The organism is Micromonospora sp. NPDC047527 (assembly GCF_040643015.1).
Taxonomy (GTDB): Bacteria; Actinomycetota; Actinomycetes; order Mycobacteriales; family Micromonosporaceae; genus Micromonospora.
Genome location: NZ_JBEYTK010000002.1, coordinates 152,276 through 166,980 on the forward strand (window position 1 = coordinate 152,276; position 14,705 = coordinate 166,980).

13 protein-coding genes are annotated in these 14,705 nt (G+C 69.3%); 6 read left to right on the top strand and 7 right to left on the bottom strand.

Going from position 1 to position 14,705, the window contains the following annotated elements; genetic code table 11:
* Positions 1-21 precede the first annotated feature (21 nt).
* Together ABZ808_RS09495 and ABZ808_RS09500 are read right to left on the bottom strand one after the other, a co-directional pair.
* The gene (locus ABZ808_RS09495; protein ID WP_357003127.1) at positions 22-1,542 is read right to left on the bottom strand and encodes a glycosyltransferase 87 family protein; all 1,521 of its coding nucleotides are present in this window, start codon (positions 1,540-1,542) and stop codon (positions 22-24) included.
* 125 nt (positions 1,543-1,667) lie between these two features.
* Positions 1,668-3,938, bottom strand: a complete 2,271-nt coding sequence (locus ABZ808_RS09500) for a transglycosylase domain-containing protein (protein ID WP_357003129.1) — start codon at positions 3,936-3,938, stop codon at positions 1,668-1,670.
* A 4-nt stretch (positions 3,939-3,942) separates the two neighbouring features.
* Between ABZ808_RS09500 and ABZ808_RS09505 the strand changes: the two genes are divergently transcribed.
* Positions 3,943-4,419, top strand: a complete 477-nt coding sequence (locus ABZ808_RS09505) for a hypothetical protein (RefSeq protein WP_357003131.1) — start codon at positions 3,943-3,945, stop codon at positions 4,417-4,419.
* Positions 4,420-4,729: 310 nt separating this feature from the next.
* Here ABZ808_RS09505 and ABZ808_RS09510 read toward each other — a convergent pair whose 3' ends face one another.
* Positions 4,730-5,179 carry a DUF5318 domain-containing protein gene (locus ABZ808_RS09510; RefSeq protein WP_357003133.1) on the bottom strand — a complete coding sequence of 150 codons (450 nt, stop codon included), beginning with the start codon at positions 5,177-5,179 and terminating at the stop codon, positions 4,730-4,732.
* Between the two features lie 173 nt (positions 5,180-5,352).
* Between ABZ808_RS09510 and ABZ808_RS09515 the strand changes: the two genes are divergently transcribed.
* Both ABZ808_RS09515 and ABZ808_RS09520 read left to right on the top strand, forming a co-directional pair.
* The gene (locus ABZ808_RS09515; RefSeq protein WP_357003135.1) at positions 5,353-5,991 is read left to right on the top strand and encodes a PadR family transcriptional regulator; all 639 of its coding nucleotides are present in this window, start codon (positions 5,353-5,355) and stop codon (positions 5,989-5,991) included.
* Between the two features lie 23 nt (positions 5,992-6,014).
* Complete coding sequence (locus ABZ808_RS09520; RefSeq protein WP_357003137.1) at positions 6,015-7,094, top strand: inositol-3-phosphate synthase; 1,080 nt, start codon at positions 6,015-6,017, stop codon at positions 7,092-7,094.
* Positions 7,095-7,538: 444 nt separating this feature from the next.
* Here ABZ808_RS09520 and ABZ808_RS09525 read toward each other — a convergent pair whose 3' ends face one another.
* The 3 genes from ABZ808_RS09525 to ABZ808_RS09535 are packed head-to-tail and all read right to left on the bottom strand — an operon-like array spanning position 7,539 to position 8,632.
* Complete coding sequence (locus ABZ808_RS09525) at positions 7,539-7,745, bottom strand: ribbon-helix-helix protein, CopG family (protein ID WP_357003139.1); 207 nt, start codon at positions 7,743-7,745, stop codon at positions 7,539-7,541.
* A gap of 28 nt (positions 7,746-7,773) precedes the next feature.
* On the bottom strand, positions 7,774-8,259 hold the full coding sequence (locus ABZ808_RS09530; protein WP_357003141.1) for a methylated-DNA--[protein]-cysteine S-methyltransferase: 486 nt from the start codon (positions 8,257-8,259) through the stop codon (positions 7,774-7,776).
* A gap of 40 nt (positions 8,260-8,299) precedes the next feature.
* Positions 8,300-8,632, bottom strand: a complete 333-nt coding sequence (locus tag ABZ808_RS09535) for a hypothetical protein (protein WP_357003143.1) — start codon at positions 8,630-8,632, stop codon at positions 8,300-8,302.
* A 180-nt stretch (positions 8,633-8,812) separates the two neighbouring features.
* Between ABZ808_RS09535 and ABZ808_RS09540 the strand changes: the two genes are divergently transcribed.
* Together ABZ808_RS09540 and ABZ808_RS09545 are read left to right on the top strand one after the other, a co-directional pair.
* Positions 8,813-9,334: a hypothetical protein gene (locus ABZ808_RS09540; RefSeq protein ID WP_357004786.1), complete on the top strand. Its 522-nt coding sequence runs from the start codon at positions 8,813-8,815 to the stop codon at positions 9,332-9,334.
* A gap of 25 nt (positions 9,335-9,359) precedes the next feature.
* Positions 9,360-10,895 carry an SPFH domain-containing protein gene (locus tag ABZ808_RS09545; RefSeq protein ID WP_357003145.1) on the top strand — a complete coding sequence of 512 codons (1,536 nt, stop codon included), beginning with the start codon at positions 9,360-9,362 and terminating at the stop codon, positions 10,893-10,895.
* A gap of 82 nt (positions 10,896-10,977) precedes the next feature.
* Here the strand turns inward: ABZ808_RS09545 and ABZ808_RS09550 are convergent, their stop codons facing one another.
* Positions 10,978-12,438, bottom strand: a complete 1,461-nt coding sequence (locus ABZ808_RS09550) for a CCA tRNA nucleotidyltransferase (RefSeq protein WP_357003147.1) — start codon at positions 12,436-12,438, stop codon at positions 10,978-10,980.
* A 127-nt stretch (positions 12,439-12,565) separates the two neighbouring features.
* On the opposite strand from ABZ808_RS09550, the gene murJ reads away from it, so the two are divergent.
* On the top strand, positions 12,566-14,323 hold the full coding sequence (gene murJ, locus ABZ808_RS09555; RefSeq protein WP_357004788.1) for a murein biosynthesis integral membrane protein MurJ: 1,758 nt from the start codon (positions 12,566-12,568) through the stop codon (positions 14,321-14,323).
* Positions 14,324-14,705: the final 382 nt, after the last annotated feature.

The window sequence follows — 14,705 nt, forward strand, 5'->3', positions numbered from 1 at the left end:
GGCGGTCGTGCCGTCCAGCCGCTAACGAGCTGCGGTACCGGCTGGGATCTCCGGATCGAGCGTCGACGGTCTTTCGGGGCGTATGCGGAAGCGGTCGATCCAACCGACGTCGGGCGCGCCGTCCAGCACGCCGCCGTCCGGGTCGTCGGCGTAGGTGGCCCGTACCGCGTCCTGCTCGGGATGCAGGATCTCCCGGATGACCAGCACGCAGAGCACCACCACGGTGGCCAGTCGCAGCGTCGAGGCCAGCACGAACACGCCTTCGGGGAAGACCGGACGGCTGGTCGCCGCGCCGAGCAGCTCACCGTAGAAGGCGACGAAGTAGCAGACCTCGGCGAGCTGCCAGGCCAGGAAGGCACCCCACTTCGGTCGGGCCAGCACCACCAGCGGCAGCATCCAGAGCACGAACTGCTGGGACCAGACCTTGCTGAAGATAAGGAACGCGGCGACCACCAGGAAGGCGAGCTGGGCGAGCCGTGGCCGGCGCGGTGCCCGCAGCGCCAGCACTGCCACGCCGAGGCAGGCCAGCCCGAACAGGGCGTACGAGACGATGTTGAGGGTGGGGATGTTGGCGTTCAGCCACTCGAACGGGCCCTGCCGGCCCGAGTTGGTGCCGATCTTGCCGTCGAGATAACGCCCGATGTACCAGAGTGTGCCCCAGTCGATCGGCCGGGTGGTGTTGAGTTCGAAGAACCGGCCCCAGTTCTCCGGGTACGCCCGCGCGGGCTGCAGGTTCACCAGCACCACGGCGACGACCGCCGTACCGATGGCGGTGAGGGCAGCACGGAGCCGGCCGGCCCGCAGCGCCAGAACGAGGATCGGCCCCAGCAGGAACAGCGGCCAGAGCTTCGCCGCACCGGCCAGGCCGAGCAGCACGCCGGCCACCGCCGGTTGTCGCCGAGCCCAGGCCAGCAGGCCGAACGCGGCCAGGCCGATGGCGAGCAGGTCCCAGTTGACGGTGGCGGTGAGCAGCAGCGCCGGGGCGAGCGCGAACATCGCGGCGTCCCAGGGTCGTCGGCGCCGCAACGCCAGGATCACCGCCACGGTGGCCACCGCGAGCGCGCCCAGCACGAGCGCGTTGAGGTTGTAGAACCACTGGGCCTGGTTGATGCTCGGGTCACCGTCGCCGATGGCGTGCACCGGCAGGCCGAGGGCCCCCATGAAGTAGCCGGTCAACACCGGGTACTCGACGGGGTGGTCACGGTAGGGCACCTTGCCCTCGTTGAGCCCTTCGGCGTAGTAGAGGGCGAGCACGTCGGTGTAGCAGAACCGGTTGTACTGGACGTTGTTCTGCCAGGCGCCGTCCTGGCACGGCGATTTCTGCACCCAGTGCAGGGCGAGCGCGAGACAGGTCAGCGCCAGGACGATCCGGGCGGCGGTCCAGAACCGGCGCTCGCTGCCGGCCGGCCGGTCCAGCGCCGTCGCGTGGTCGCCCAGCGGCCCGCCGATAGCGCCGGAGATGCCGCGGACGAACCCGTCGGAGCGGGACGGGTGGTCGGTGGTTCCGGCGTCGTCGATGCCGGGCGTCGACTGGGTGCTCATGAGAAGGCATCCTGCCGTACGACGGGGGTGCGCGTCCCGCCCCGACGCAGAGATCCGGGTACGGATACGCCGCCGCCGGCCGGACAGATCGTCCGGCCGGCGGCGGCGTGGTGGAGCTGTGCTGGTCAGTCCCGATTGGACGGAGGCAGGCTGGGTAACAGCCCGCCGCCGTTGCCTCCATTGCCTCCGTTGCCGGGTCGACCGGGCCCACCGGGAGTGTTACCGCCGGCGTTGCCGTCGTTACGCGGGCAGAACGGGTTGGTCAGCGGGTCGCAGGGCTGGCCACCCGGGCCACCCGGCAGGCCCGGCAGATCGGGCGTGGGCGGCGGCGGTGGTGCCTCACCGTTTCCGGAGTCTGCGTCGCCGACGTTCGCCGCTGGCGGGAAGTCGACCTTCGGCTTGCCCTTCAGCGCCTCATTCATGAACCGTTCCCAGATATCGCCAGGGAGGTTGGCGCCGCTGACCTTGCGCTTGTCCTTGAGGAGGAGTGGCTTCCGGTCCTTCACGTTGCCCACCCACACCGCGGTGGCCAACTGCGGGGTGTAACCGATCATCCAGGCGTCGCCGTTGTCACTGCTGTCGCCCTTGAGTTCCCAGGTGCCGGTCTTGGAGGCTGCCTTGCGACCGTCGTCGAGTCGGTGGTTGACCGCGGCAGGGTAGTCCTTCAGCACCGACGTGACGTCGTCCACTACGCCCTTGTCGATTCTCCGCTTCGAGTCGAGCTTCTCGCTGTAGACCTTGTCCCACTTACCGGTGTTCGGGTTCTGCTTCTCCACCGAGTACAGGAAGTGGGCCTTGTTGTAGACGCCCCCGTTGGCGAAGGTGGCGACCCCGTTGGCGTGGTCCAGCACCGTGATCGGGTACTGGCCGTAGCCGACCACGTTGAAGAACGGCTCCGGCGTGATGTCCTTCGGGTCGGTCTTGGTCAGGTCGTAGGCTTTGGCGGGGACGGTGTCGGTCCTCCACATGGTGGTGACGCCGGCCTGCTTGGCCATGTCGACAACCTTGTCCGCGCCGATTTCCTCCGTGACGTAGTAGAACGGCACGTTGAGGGACTTGAGCGTGGACACCTTGAGTGTGCAGGAGTTCCCGCAGGAGGGGTTGTCGACGCCAGCGTTGCTGACCTTGAACTTGGTGCCCTCCGGCGTGAAGGCCTTGCCCTTCCAACGAGACTCGAGCGACTTCTTTTCCTTGAGCGCAGCCGCCAGGGTGTAGATCTTGAAGCTTGAGCCGGGTGAGTGCCCGCCGCTGATCGCCCCGCTGGAGTCGGTGTTCTTGCCGGCGTAGTCGGTGCCGGTGCCGTTGTCACCGCCGTAGTACGCGAGCACCCGACCGGTGGTGGGGTCGATCGCCACCACCGCGGCCATGAGGTTGCTCGGCTGGCCAGCCAGCTCGGAGCCCTTGGACTTGCGCTGGGCCGTCTCGACCGCCGCCGCCTGGATCTTGGTGTCGACGGTGGTGCGGATGCGATAACCGCCGGCCATCAGCGCCTGCGAGCACCGCGGCTTGGTGTCGGTCACCTCCGCGTCCTTCTCGACGCAGAGGCCCCTGTCCCGCATCTCCTGCCGGACGTAGTTGATCACGTTGCCGTACGGCGTGTCGACGCCGAAGTCGACGCCGATGCCGCCCTTCTTCGGGGCCTTGATGGTCTTCGGGTACTCGGCAGGCCGCTCGGGCTTGCCGGCCACACCCAGCCAACCCTCCTTGACCATGCCGTCGATCACGTAGTTCCAGCGATCCTGGGCGGCGGTCGGGTTGACAGCCGGGTCGTACCCCTGGTGGGTGGCGCTGGGCTCCGGTTGCTTGATCAGGGCCGCGAGCACCGCGCCCTCATCCGGCTTGAGGTTCTTCACCGACTTGCCGAAGTAGGTCTGCGCCGCCGCCTCGATGCCGTAGGCGCCTCGGCCGAAGTAGATCACGTTGAGGTAGTGCTGCATGATCTGCGGCTTCGTGTACTCGTCGTTGAGCTTGGAGGCGAGGATCGCCTCCTTCACCTTCCGGGCGTAGGTGTCGTCCTTCAGATTGTCGTAGGCGTTGCGCGCGTACTGCTGGGTGATGGTGGAGGCACCCTGCTTGTCACCGCCGGAGAGGTTGTTCCACCCGGCACGGGCAATACCCTTGTAATCCACGCCGGAGTGTCGGTAGAAGTTCCGATCCTCGGCTGCGGCCACCGCGTCCTGCACGTACTGCGGGATCTGGTCGATGGTCACCAGGGTTCGGTTCTGATCGCCCACCTTGGCGATGATCGTCTTGTTGTCGAAGGCGTACAGGGTGGTCGCCTGCGGCGGGGTGATCTCATCCGGCAGCACCACGTTTGTCGAGTAGTAGGTGAACCCGACGACGCCGATACCGGCGAGCATGATGAAGACCGCGAACCCGGCGATCAGCAGGTTCATCCGCTTGCGCTTCTTGGCCCGTGCCGCCCCGCGCGGATCACCCGCACCACGACCGCCCCGACCCGGACCGTTCGGCCCGCCTGGGCCACCCGGGCCACCGGAGACCGGGGAGACGCTGGCTCGGGCGACCGCGGCACGGCCACCGACCGACGCCGAGCCGACGCTGGCCCGGCCACCGACGGCAGCGCTGCCGACCGTGGCCCGGCCCGCGGGAGCGCCCGGTGCCGGGGACACGGGCACCGAGGCCCGGCCCGCGCCGGCACGTCCGGCGGCCACGCCCGGTGCCGGCGACACCGGCACCGAGGCCCGGCCGGCCCGACCCGGCGTGGCCGAACCCACCGAGGCGGACCCGGCGGCACCGCCGCGCGGCGGCACCGAGGCCGAACCACCCACCGAGGCGCGACCACCGGCAGGCCGGGGTGTCACCGAGGCCCGGCCGGGCGGCGCCGCTGGCTCCGAGGCGGACCAGCCGCCTGCGTGAGAGTCACCGCGGGATCGGTGGTACGCGTCGTCCGTGCCCGGTCCGGGGTCACCGTCCGGGCCCGGGTACTGGGCCCGCCCGCGCGCAGAACTGGGATCGCCGTACGAGTTCATTCCTCACACCCTGCCGGTCGCGGTGGAGCGCGACTGCGCCGCCACCGGGTTGCCGTGAGTTGCTTCACCCGGGACGCCGGCACGAGGGTGCCGATTCACCGGGGTCATTGCAGTATCAATCGGGCCAATCGGACCAACGAGCGGTCGGCCGTCCCGGGTCACGTCTACGGCCCCGGGGCCGGTCCAACCAGCTGAGATCACCGTTGCGCCTCTCGCCTCCGCCGACCCACGCCCTCGGTGGCCGCCACGTCCTGCTCGTCAGCGCTGTCGCCGTCGCCAGTGAGACCATCCCGGCCGAGCAGGTACTGCTCGACGAGATGGTTCCAGTCACAGCCGAGGCACACCTCCACCACGAAGACCTGAAACTCACGCAGCGTCATCGCCAGCACGGGCAACTCGACAAGTGTCCGTGCCTGCCCGGCGGACTGCTTGAGTTCGTCCCCGTAAATGTAGTGGACGAGGGTCAGATTCTCGCTGCGACAGATCGGGCAGCGCCGCTCCGTCGGCTCGCCGTGGAACCGTGCAGCGTTCTTCAGGTACGGCGATGCGTCGCAGACGTCGTACGTGCCGACCCGGCCGGCCAGAAGCTCACGCAGCACTGCTCGCTTCTGAAGCGAGTAGTCGACGACCTGGCGCTGCGTACGCATGCGGAGAAGGGTACGCGGTCCGGCTCGACCAGGCGACCACGGTCACGATCCGTGACGACGGGATCCCGGAACGAGGGTTTGCCCTGGCTTCGACGAACCGCTAACGTGCGATGTATCGGTCCGATACATCGCGGCGGTTACCGCTCCGCGCCGGGGGTAAGAGAGGATGGCCCGTGCTCGACCTCGCCATCCTCGGCCTCCTGCAGGAGTCTCCGATGCACGGCTATGAGCTGCGCAAGGAACTGGCGGCCAAACTCGGTGCGATCCGAGCGGCGATCAGCTACGGCTCGCTCTACCCCACGCTACGCAGGTTGCAGGCGGCGGGATGGATCACCGAAGCCGCTGAGACACCCGTCACCGCCGAGGAGGTTCCCGCGCTGACCAGCCGACGTGGTCGGGTGGTCTACAAAATCACCGCGGAGGGCAAGGAACGTTTCGCCCAGCTGATCGCACAGGCAGGGCCCGAGACGTACGACGACACGGGTTTCGGAGTGCACTTCGCGTTCTTCGCCCGGACCGACCAGGCGACCCGACTACGCATTCTGGAGGGTCGCCGCCGCAAGATCGAGGAACGTCGCGAAGGGCTTCGCGACGTGCTGGGCCGGGCGGCCGAGCGCCTCGACGCTTACACCCTGGAACTGCAGCGCCACGGCCTTGACGCCTGTGAGCGTGAGGTCCGCTGGCTGGAGGAGCTCATCGCCAACGAGCGCTCCGGCCGAGCCCCGACAGTCCCGCGAACCGGGACGGCCGGTGGCCGACGAGAAGACAACAGCCCGCCTCCACCTGGAGAGACCAGGAAAGAGCGGCCGTGACAGAGAAGAAGGAGGCAGACGCTATGGGCTCCGTCCGCGTCGCCATCGTCGGTGTGGGTAACTGCGCCTCGTCCCTGGTTCAGGGCGTCGAGTACTACCGGAACGCCGACCCGAACGACCGCGTCCCGGGTCTCATGCACGTCACCTTCGGCGACTACCACGTCTCTGACGTTGAGTTTGTCGCGGCGTTCGACGTCGACGCCAAGAAGGTGGGCATGGACCTCGCGGAGGCGATCGTCGCCAGCGAGAACAACACCATCAAGCTCTGCGACGTACCGCCGACCGGCGTGTCCGTGCAGCGCGGTCCGACCTTCGACGGTCTGGGCCAGTACTACCGCGAGATCGTCGAGGAGTCCGACGCCACCGCCGTCGACGTGACTCAGGCGCTGCGCGACGCTCAGGTCGACGTCCTCGTCTGCTACCTGCCCGTCGGTTCCGAGCAGGCCGCCAAGTTCTACGCCCAGGCGGCGATCGACGCTGGCTGCGCGTTCGTCAACGCCCTGCCCGTCTTCATCGCCTCGGACCCGGCGTGGGCGCAGAAGTTCACCGACGCTGGCCTGCCGATCGTCGGTGACGACATCAAGAGCCAGGTCGGCGCCACCATCGTGCACCGCGCCCTGGCGAAGCTCTTCGAGGACCGCGGCGTCGAGCTGCTGCGCACGTACCAGCTCAACTTCGGCGGCAACATGGACTTCATGAACATGCTGGAGCGCAAGCGGCTGGTCTCGAAGAAGATCTCGAAGACCCAGTCGGTCACCTCGCAGATCCCGCACGAGATGAGCAAGAGCGACGTGCACATCGGCCCGTCGGACCACGTGCCGTGGCTGGACGACCGCAAGTGGGCGTACATCCGCCTGGAGGGTCGCTCCTTCGGTGACACCCCGCTGAACGCCGAGCTCAAGCTCGAGGTGTGGGACTCGCCGAACTCGGCCGGCGTCATCATCGACGCCGTCCGGGCCGCGAAGATCGCCCTGGACCGGAAGATCGCCGGCCCGATCCTGTCGGCCTCGTCGTACTTCATGAAGTCCCCGCCGGTGCAGTACGCCGACCACGACGCCCACCAGGCTGTCGAGGAGTTCATCGCCGGCGAGGTCGAGCGCTGACCCGCTGATCAGCAAGCACGGCCGAGGGCCGGGTCCGCACGGACCCGGCCCTCGCCACGTTCAGCTCGACATCTCCAGGTACGGCGACAGCCGCAGCGCCAACTCGTCGATGGAGTCGACCTCGCCACTGACCAGCGCGTCGGTCAATGCCGTCCGCTCCTTCGCCGGCATGTTGAGGACAAAGCCGGCCCGGCCCCAGGAAGACCGTCATCGCTGCCCAACCAAGTCCGGCGTTCCAGACATCGAGTGGTCGCCACATCATCAGGCCATGCAGAAGCGCTGCGGACTTGTCGAGGACCGTCGGATAGACGGCTCGCCCCACCATCCGTGCATGGGGGCGCGCCGCCGCCGCGACGAGGATCCCCGCATCGCGTACGCGGCTCTCTGGCCCGGTCCACTCCGCGAGAAGGGTCAGTAGATCCTCCGCATCTGGCCAAGCCTGGGTCACCGCTCGCCCAGCATCTCGAAGAACTTGGCGTCCTCAGCGAACACCTTCCGAGCTGCCTGGCGGGTCCATTCGTCGCGATCGTGGCGGTCCAGGTATGCCTGAATCGCCACTTCCACGGTCTTGTGCATCGAACGCTGCTCGGCCTCGGCAAGCTCCTTGAGGCGCTGTTCGACTTCGGGCTTGAGCGTCAGCGTGAATGCCATACCAAAGTTGTATAACCCTGCTCGAGCGTCAACCAGCGGACCAGGCGTGTCGCAGCGCGACCCCGGCCTCCAGCTCCAGCAGCTTGACCTTGCGGGGCAGACCGCCACCGAAACCGACCAGCTTGCCGCCCGCGCCGACGATCCGGTGACACGGCACGATCACCGGGACCGGGTTGCGGTTGCAGGCCACACCAACCGCCCGTGCCGCTCCGGGGTCACCGACCAGGCACGCCACCTCGCCGTACGTCAACGTCTCGCCGTACGGAATACGGGTCATCTCCCGCCACACCGCCCGCTCGAACTCCGAGCCGCGCGGAACCGACACCGGGACGGTGAAGGCGGTCAGCTCACCGGCGAAGTACGCCCGCAGCTCCGCGACGGCCTGTTGGGACAACGGGTCGGCGGGCTCGCCGGCCACGGCATCCACCCGACCGAAGTGCGTGCCGCACACGCTCGTGCCGTCGGTGGCCACGGAGAACTCGCCGATCGGTGAGTCGAGCACGGTCCAGCGCATCCACCCATTGTCCCTGTCGCGGGCTTCCTCGCCGGCACAGCTACCAGCGTCGGGCCGAACGCCACTCCTCGGCTGCCTGGATCGCCGTGGCAGCGGCAGCCCGCTCGGCGCGGGCGCGATCACGATCGCGGAACCCCAGGTAGAGCTTGCGGCCGGCGAAGAACGGCAGCAGCACCGCCGCGTAGAAGAACGTGACGTACCCGCTCCCGGAGCGAAGCAGGTAATAGACGTAGTAGCCGGCGAGCACACCACCGATGCCGCAGAGCACCCGGTCGACCCGCGAGGTGGTGGCGAAGGAGGTGACCGCGGCGCCCAGGAGCACGGCGGCGGTCAGCGCCAGGCCAACGATGTAGACGATGTAGATGACGATCACCACGGTTACGGCACGTGCCCTCTCGTTACGGGCTGACCTGAGCGATCGGTCGGCGGCGCAGAAGATAACTCGCCGGTGTCCGTCGGCGCTGCCCCGCTTTTCGATCTACACCAGCGGCCCGCGTCGGCAGATCATCTTCGCGTCGCACCGGGCCGTCGAACGTTGCAGGACGTCGATACTGTGCAGGTCGTGGCCACGGGGACGCTCATCTTTCTGCTCATCGGCGCGGCGGGTGTCGGAGTGCTGGCACTCGCCCTGCTCGGCACCGAGCTGCTGCACTTCGGGCACGCCGACGTGGACGGGCCGGCCTCGACCGAGGCGGTGGCGGGCTTCGCCGGCGCATTCGGGTTCGGCGGGGCCATCGTCAACGAACTGCTCGGTGCGCGTACACCGGGAATGATCGCGGGCGCGGCAGCCGCCGGCCTGGTCGCCGCCGTGCCCACCGCGTGGTTGGCGGCCCGGCTGAGCCGGGCGGCGCGGAACATGCGCACCGACCCCACCCCCACCCGGAACGACCTGGTCGGCGCGCTCGGTCTGGTGGTGACCCCGGTGCCGGTCGACGGTTACGGCGAGGTCCGGGTACGCGTCGCCGGCCAGCCGGTCAAGCTCAACGCCCGCGCCGACCAGCCGATCCCGATCGGCGCTCAGGTCTTCGTCGTGCAGGCGCTCAGCGAGACCAGCGTGCACGTCGAAACCTACTGACTCCTCCTCGAAGACAGGACTCCTCATGCCCCTGTTAATCGCCATCGGCGGCGCGGTCCTCCTCGTGCTCGTCCTGGTGTTCTTCGTCCTCTCCCGGATCAAGGTGGCCGGGCCGAACGAAGCGTTTATCGTCACCGGCCGTAAGGGCCGCACCACGCACACCGCCGACGGTGGTCGGTCCACCGACAACTCCGGGCAGAAGGTCGTGCTGGGCGCCTCGGTGTTCGTGCTGCCGGTGGTGCAGAAGCTCCAGTCGCTCGACCTGTCCAGCCGGCGGATCGACGTCGGCATTCGGGGCGCGGTGAGCAAGCAGGGCATCCGCGCCGACCTGCACGGCGTGGCCATCGTCAAGGTCGGCGGGACCGAGGACGCGATCCGGGCGGCCGCCCAGCGGTTCCTGCACCAGCAGGACGAGATCGACAACTTCACCCGGGAGGTGCTGGCCGGCGCGCTGCGGTCGATCGTCGGCCGACTCACCGTCGAGGAGGTGATCCGGGACCGGGCGGCGTTCGCCAACGCGGTGGCCGAGGAGGCCGAGCACTCGATGACCAACCAGGGGCTGGTGCTGGACACCTTCCAGCTTCAGGACATCCTCGCCGAGGGTTCGTACCTGCAGGACCTGGGCCGGCCCGAGGCCGCCCGGGTGCTCAAGGACGCGGCGATCGCCGAGGCGCGGGCCCGGCAGCAGGCAGAGCAGGAGCGACTGCTCGCCGAGGAGGCCATCGCCGAGGCGAACCGGAACCTGGCTCTGAAGCAGGCCGGCATCCAGGCGGAGATCGACGCGGCGAAGGCCAAGTCGGCCGCGGCCGGGCCGCTCGCCCAGGCGGAACGGGACCAGGCGATCCTGTCCGAGCAGCAGAAGGTGGCCGAGCGCAACGCCGAGCTCAAGCAGCGCCAACTGGACACCGAGGTCCGCAAGCCGGCCGACGCCGCCCGGTACAAGGTGGAGCAGGAGGCCGAGGCGGCCCGCAACGCGGCGGTGCTGAGTGCGGACGCGCAGCGGCAGGCGGTCATCGCCGCCGCGCAGGCCTCCGCCGAGCAGGCCCGGCTCACCGGTGAGGGCGAGCGGGCCCGCCGGGCCGCGCTGGCCGAGGCGAACGCGATCGAGGGCGCCAAGGAGGGTGAGGCCGAGCAGCGACGGCGCTCGGCGATCGCTGAGGCGGTCGAGCGGGAGGGCACGGCCGAGGCTGCCGCCATCCTGGCCCGAGGGCAGGCCGAGGCCGACGCGATGGCGCGCAAGGCCGAGGCGTTCGCCGCGTACGGCGAGGCCGCGGTGCTGGACCTGCTGGTCAAGGTGCTGCCGCAGGTGGTCGAGGCGGCCAGCGCCCCGATCGGGGCGATCGACAAGATGACCGTCATCTCCACCGACGGCGCGTCGTCACTGACGAAGTCGGTGGCCGGCAACGTGGCGCAGGGTCTTCAGCTCGGCAGCGACCTGACCGGCATCGACCTGCCCGGCCTGCTGGCGCGGCTCGGCTCGGCGTCCAGCGCTGTCGCCAACGGCACCTCGGCCGGCAAGGGCACCGCAGCCGTGGACGGAACGGCAGTCGAAACCCGCTGACGACGTACGCCGACGGGCGCCACCCCCGGTTCGGGGGTGGCGCCCGCCTGCGTACCGGGAGTGTTCGTTGCGGAGGCGACGGCTAGTTGATCAGGCCTTCGGCGCGGGCCCAGCGCAGCAACTCCGCCTCGGCTGCGTCGCGGTCCAGTGGGCCGTGCTCCAGGCGCTGTTCCTTGAGGTGCTTCCAGGCCCGCCCCACCACCGGCCCCGGCGGTACGCCGAGCAGTTCCATGATCGCGTTGCCGTCGAGGTCGGGGCGAACCCGGGCCAGGTCCTCCTCGGCCGCGATCCGGCCGATCCGGTCCTCCAGCGCGTCGTAGTCGGCGGCGAGCTGGGCGGCCTTACGGCGGTTGCGGGTGGTGCAGTCCGAGCGGGTCAGCTTGTGCAGCCGGGGCAGCAGGTCACCGGCGTCGGCGACGTAGCGGCGCACCGCGGAGTCGGTCCACTCGCCCCGCCCGTACCCGTAGAACCGCAGGTGCAGCGCGACCAGCGCGGTCACCTTCGCGGTGACCTCCTTGGGGTAGCGCAGCGCCTTCATTCGGGCCTTGGTCAGCCGGGCACCGACCACCTCGTGGTGGTGGAAGCTGACCCGACCGTCGGGGGCGGCGGCCTTGGTCGCCGGCTTGCCGACGTCGTGCATGAGGGCGGCCATCCGCAGGACGAAGTCGCAGCCCTCCTCCTCGAAGGAGATCGCGTTCTCGACGACCGTCAGCGTGTGCTCGTAGACGTCCTTGTGCTGGGCGTGTTCGTCGATCTCCAGCTTCAGACCGGTCAGCTCCGGCAGGAACCGCTCGGCCAGCCCGGTGTCGACCAGCAGCCGCAGCCCGGTAATCGGGTCGGCGCCGCAGAGCAGCTTGGTGAACTCGTCGCGAATCCGCTCGGCGGTGATCCGGTCCAGGTCGGCGGCCATCTCGCTCATCGCCGCGTGCACGTCCGGGTGCACGGCGAAGCGCAGTTGGGCGGCGAACCGCGCGGCCCGCAGCATCCGCAGCGGATCGTCGCCGAACGACTCACGCGGGGTGCTGGGGGTACGGATCACCTTGGCCGAGAGGTCGCCCAGCCCACCGTGCGGGTCGGTGAACCGGTGCTCCGGCAGGCTGACCGCCATCGCGTTGATGGTGAAGTCGCGCCGCTTCAGGTCCTCGTCGAGGCTGGTGCCGTAGGCCACGACCGGGTTGCGGCTGACCTGGTCGTACGACTCGGCGCGGAAGGTGGTGATCTCCAACCGGAGGCCGTCGCGCTGGGCGCCGATGGTGCCGAACTCCCGGCCGGTCTCCCAGATCGACTCGGCCCAGCCCTTGATGATCCGCAGCGTCTCGTCTGGGTGCGCGTCCGTGCAGAAGTCCAGATCGTCGCCGAGCCGGCCGAGCAGCGCGTCCCGCACCGAACCGCCCACCAGGTGCAACTCGTGACCGGCGCGGACAAACCGGCGGCCCAACTCGTCGGCGACCGGGGAGACCCGGAGTAGTTCGGCGACGGCGTTGCGCTGCGCGGCGGTGAGTTCGCGGCGGTCGGCGGCGTGAGGAGCAGAAGCTTCGGACATGGGATCGCCAGCCTATCGGGCCGGGGTGTGATCCGATCCGCCGGGCGCAGCTAATGGGTAGGGGTTGACTAAGGTCTGTGGAGTGCGGGTCGGTGCCCGGCTCGACGTACCCCCTGGGAGGCTGGAGATGAGCGGCGGGCTCTACCGCAGCGCGAACGCCGCGCGCGACGGCGGGCCCGGAGCCGGCGGGCGCCCGGGAGACGGCGCCACCTTCATCTCCGCCGAGCCGCTGAACCAGCCGGCCATGGAGTCGACCGCCCCGCCGCAGGAGCAGGTGGCCGAGGCGAGCGCCGCGACCAACAGCGCGGTGATGGCCATCGGCAGCCTGGTCAGCCGGGGTACGGGCTTCCTGCGCACGTTGGCGCTGACCGCCGCGCTGGGTGGCGCGCTGGTCGGTGACGCGTACACGACCGCGCAGATCCTGCCCGGCATGGTGTACGAGTTCCTGCTCGGCGGCATCCTCACCAGTGTTCTGATCCCGGTACTGGTCCGCCGTCGAAAGGTCGACAGCGACGGCGGTCAGGCGTACGCCCAGCGGCTGTTGACCCTCGCGGTGCTGACCCTCGCCGGGGCGGCGCTGCTCGCGGTGCTCTCCGCGGGCCTGCTGACCAAGCTCTACGCCGGTGACAACACCGGGGAGGACTTCCGGAGCCTGGTCAAGGCTTTGTCGTACCTGATGCTGCCGATGATCTTCTTCACCGGCCTCAGTGCGCTGATCAGCGCGGTGCTCAACACCCGGGGGCACTTCGCCGCGCCGATGTGGGCACCGATCCTCAACAACATCGTGGTGATCGCCACGGCGGGCCTGTACATCGCGATCTTCGGCGCGAAGATCGTCAAGCCGGAGGACATGACCACCGGGCGCATCCTCCTGATCGGTGGCGGCACCCTGCTCGGCGTGGCGATTCAGGCCGCCGGGCTGCTGCCGGCGCTGCGCAAGGTCGGTTTCCGCTGGAAGCTACGGTTCGACTTCCGCACCCTCGGCCTGCGCGAGCTGGGCCGCCTCGGCGGCTGGATGTTCTGCTACGTCGCGGTCAGCCAGGTCGGCCTCATCGTGCTGTTCAACCTGCTGAACCGGGCCGGCAAGGAGAATGCCGCCGGCCCACTGATCTACAACAACGTGTTCCTGCTGCTGATGATGGCGCACGGCATCATCGCCGTCTCGATCATCACGGCGCTGATGCCCCGGATGAGCGCCGCCGCCGCCGACGGCCGGTACGCCGACGTCGCCGCCGACCTTTCCCGGGGCACCCGGACCGTCTCGGCGGTGCTCGCCCCGATCGCGGTCTGCTACGCGGTGCTGGCCACCCCGTTGGCCGTGGCGCTGTTCCGCTACGGCGCGTTCACCGACGAGAACGCCTCGGACACCTCGCTGGTGCTGTTGCTGGCGGCGCTGGCGCTGGTGCCGTTCGCGATCAGCCAGCTCTTCACCTTCGCGTTCTACGCCCTGCCGGACACCCGCACCCCGGCGCTGATCAACATTCCGGTGGTGGCACTGCGGATCGGCGTGCAGGTGGTGCTCTACGTCGCCTTCGCCGCCCACTTCGCGGCAGCCGGAATGATGATCGGTAACGCCGTCTCCTACCTGGCTGCCGCGTTCGCCTCTGCCTGGCTGCTGCGGCCCCGGGTCGGCCGGATCGGGATGGGTGCCATCCTGCGCACCCTCGGCCGGGTGGCGGTCGCCGCGCTCGGTGCCGCGTTGGTCGGACTGCTGGTGGTGAACCTGCTGCCCGGAGGCGACACGCCGAGCTGGGTGCAGGCCGTGGTGCAGCTCGTGGTCGGTGGCGCGGTGATCGGCGGGACCTACCTCGGGCTTGCCATGTTGCTGCGGATCGGAGAGATCACCGAGGTGGTCGGCATGGTTCGGCGCAAGCTCGGCCGCTGAGCGTGAGCACCAGGCATACCCGCACGGACCGTGACCGCGGATCACCAGGCTGGGGATGCATCTGTGGATAACTCCGCGATTCGCTCGTCAACCACCGCATCAGCCTGTGGATAACCAGCCGTACGGCTGAGCGTGATCGTCCGATCGGGGGGAACACGTTCGCCCGGGCGGAAAGCGCCAATCGGACCTGGCCCCGACGTCGATCACTTGCGGTGAAGCCGTAGATTGGTTAGTACATGTGCCAGCAACGTGGCTGACAACGGTCGTAACCGGACTACTTCTCCGGCTCCCGGCTTTCCGCCGGGTACGGCGGGAAGATGACATGTCGGAGAGACGGGCAACCCGGGTAAGGTCGCTCTCGACGGGTACGGCAGGCGTCGGC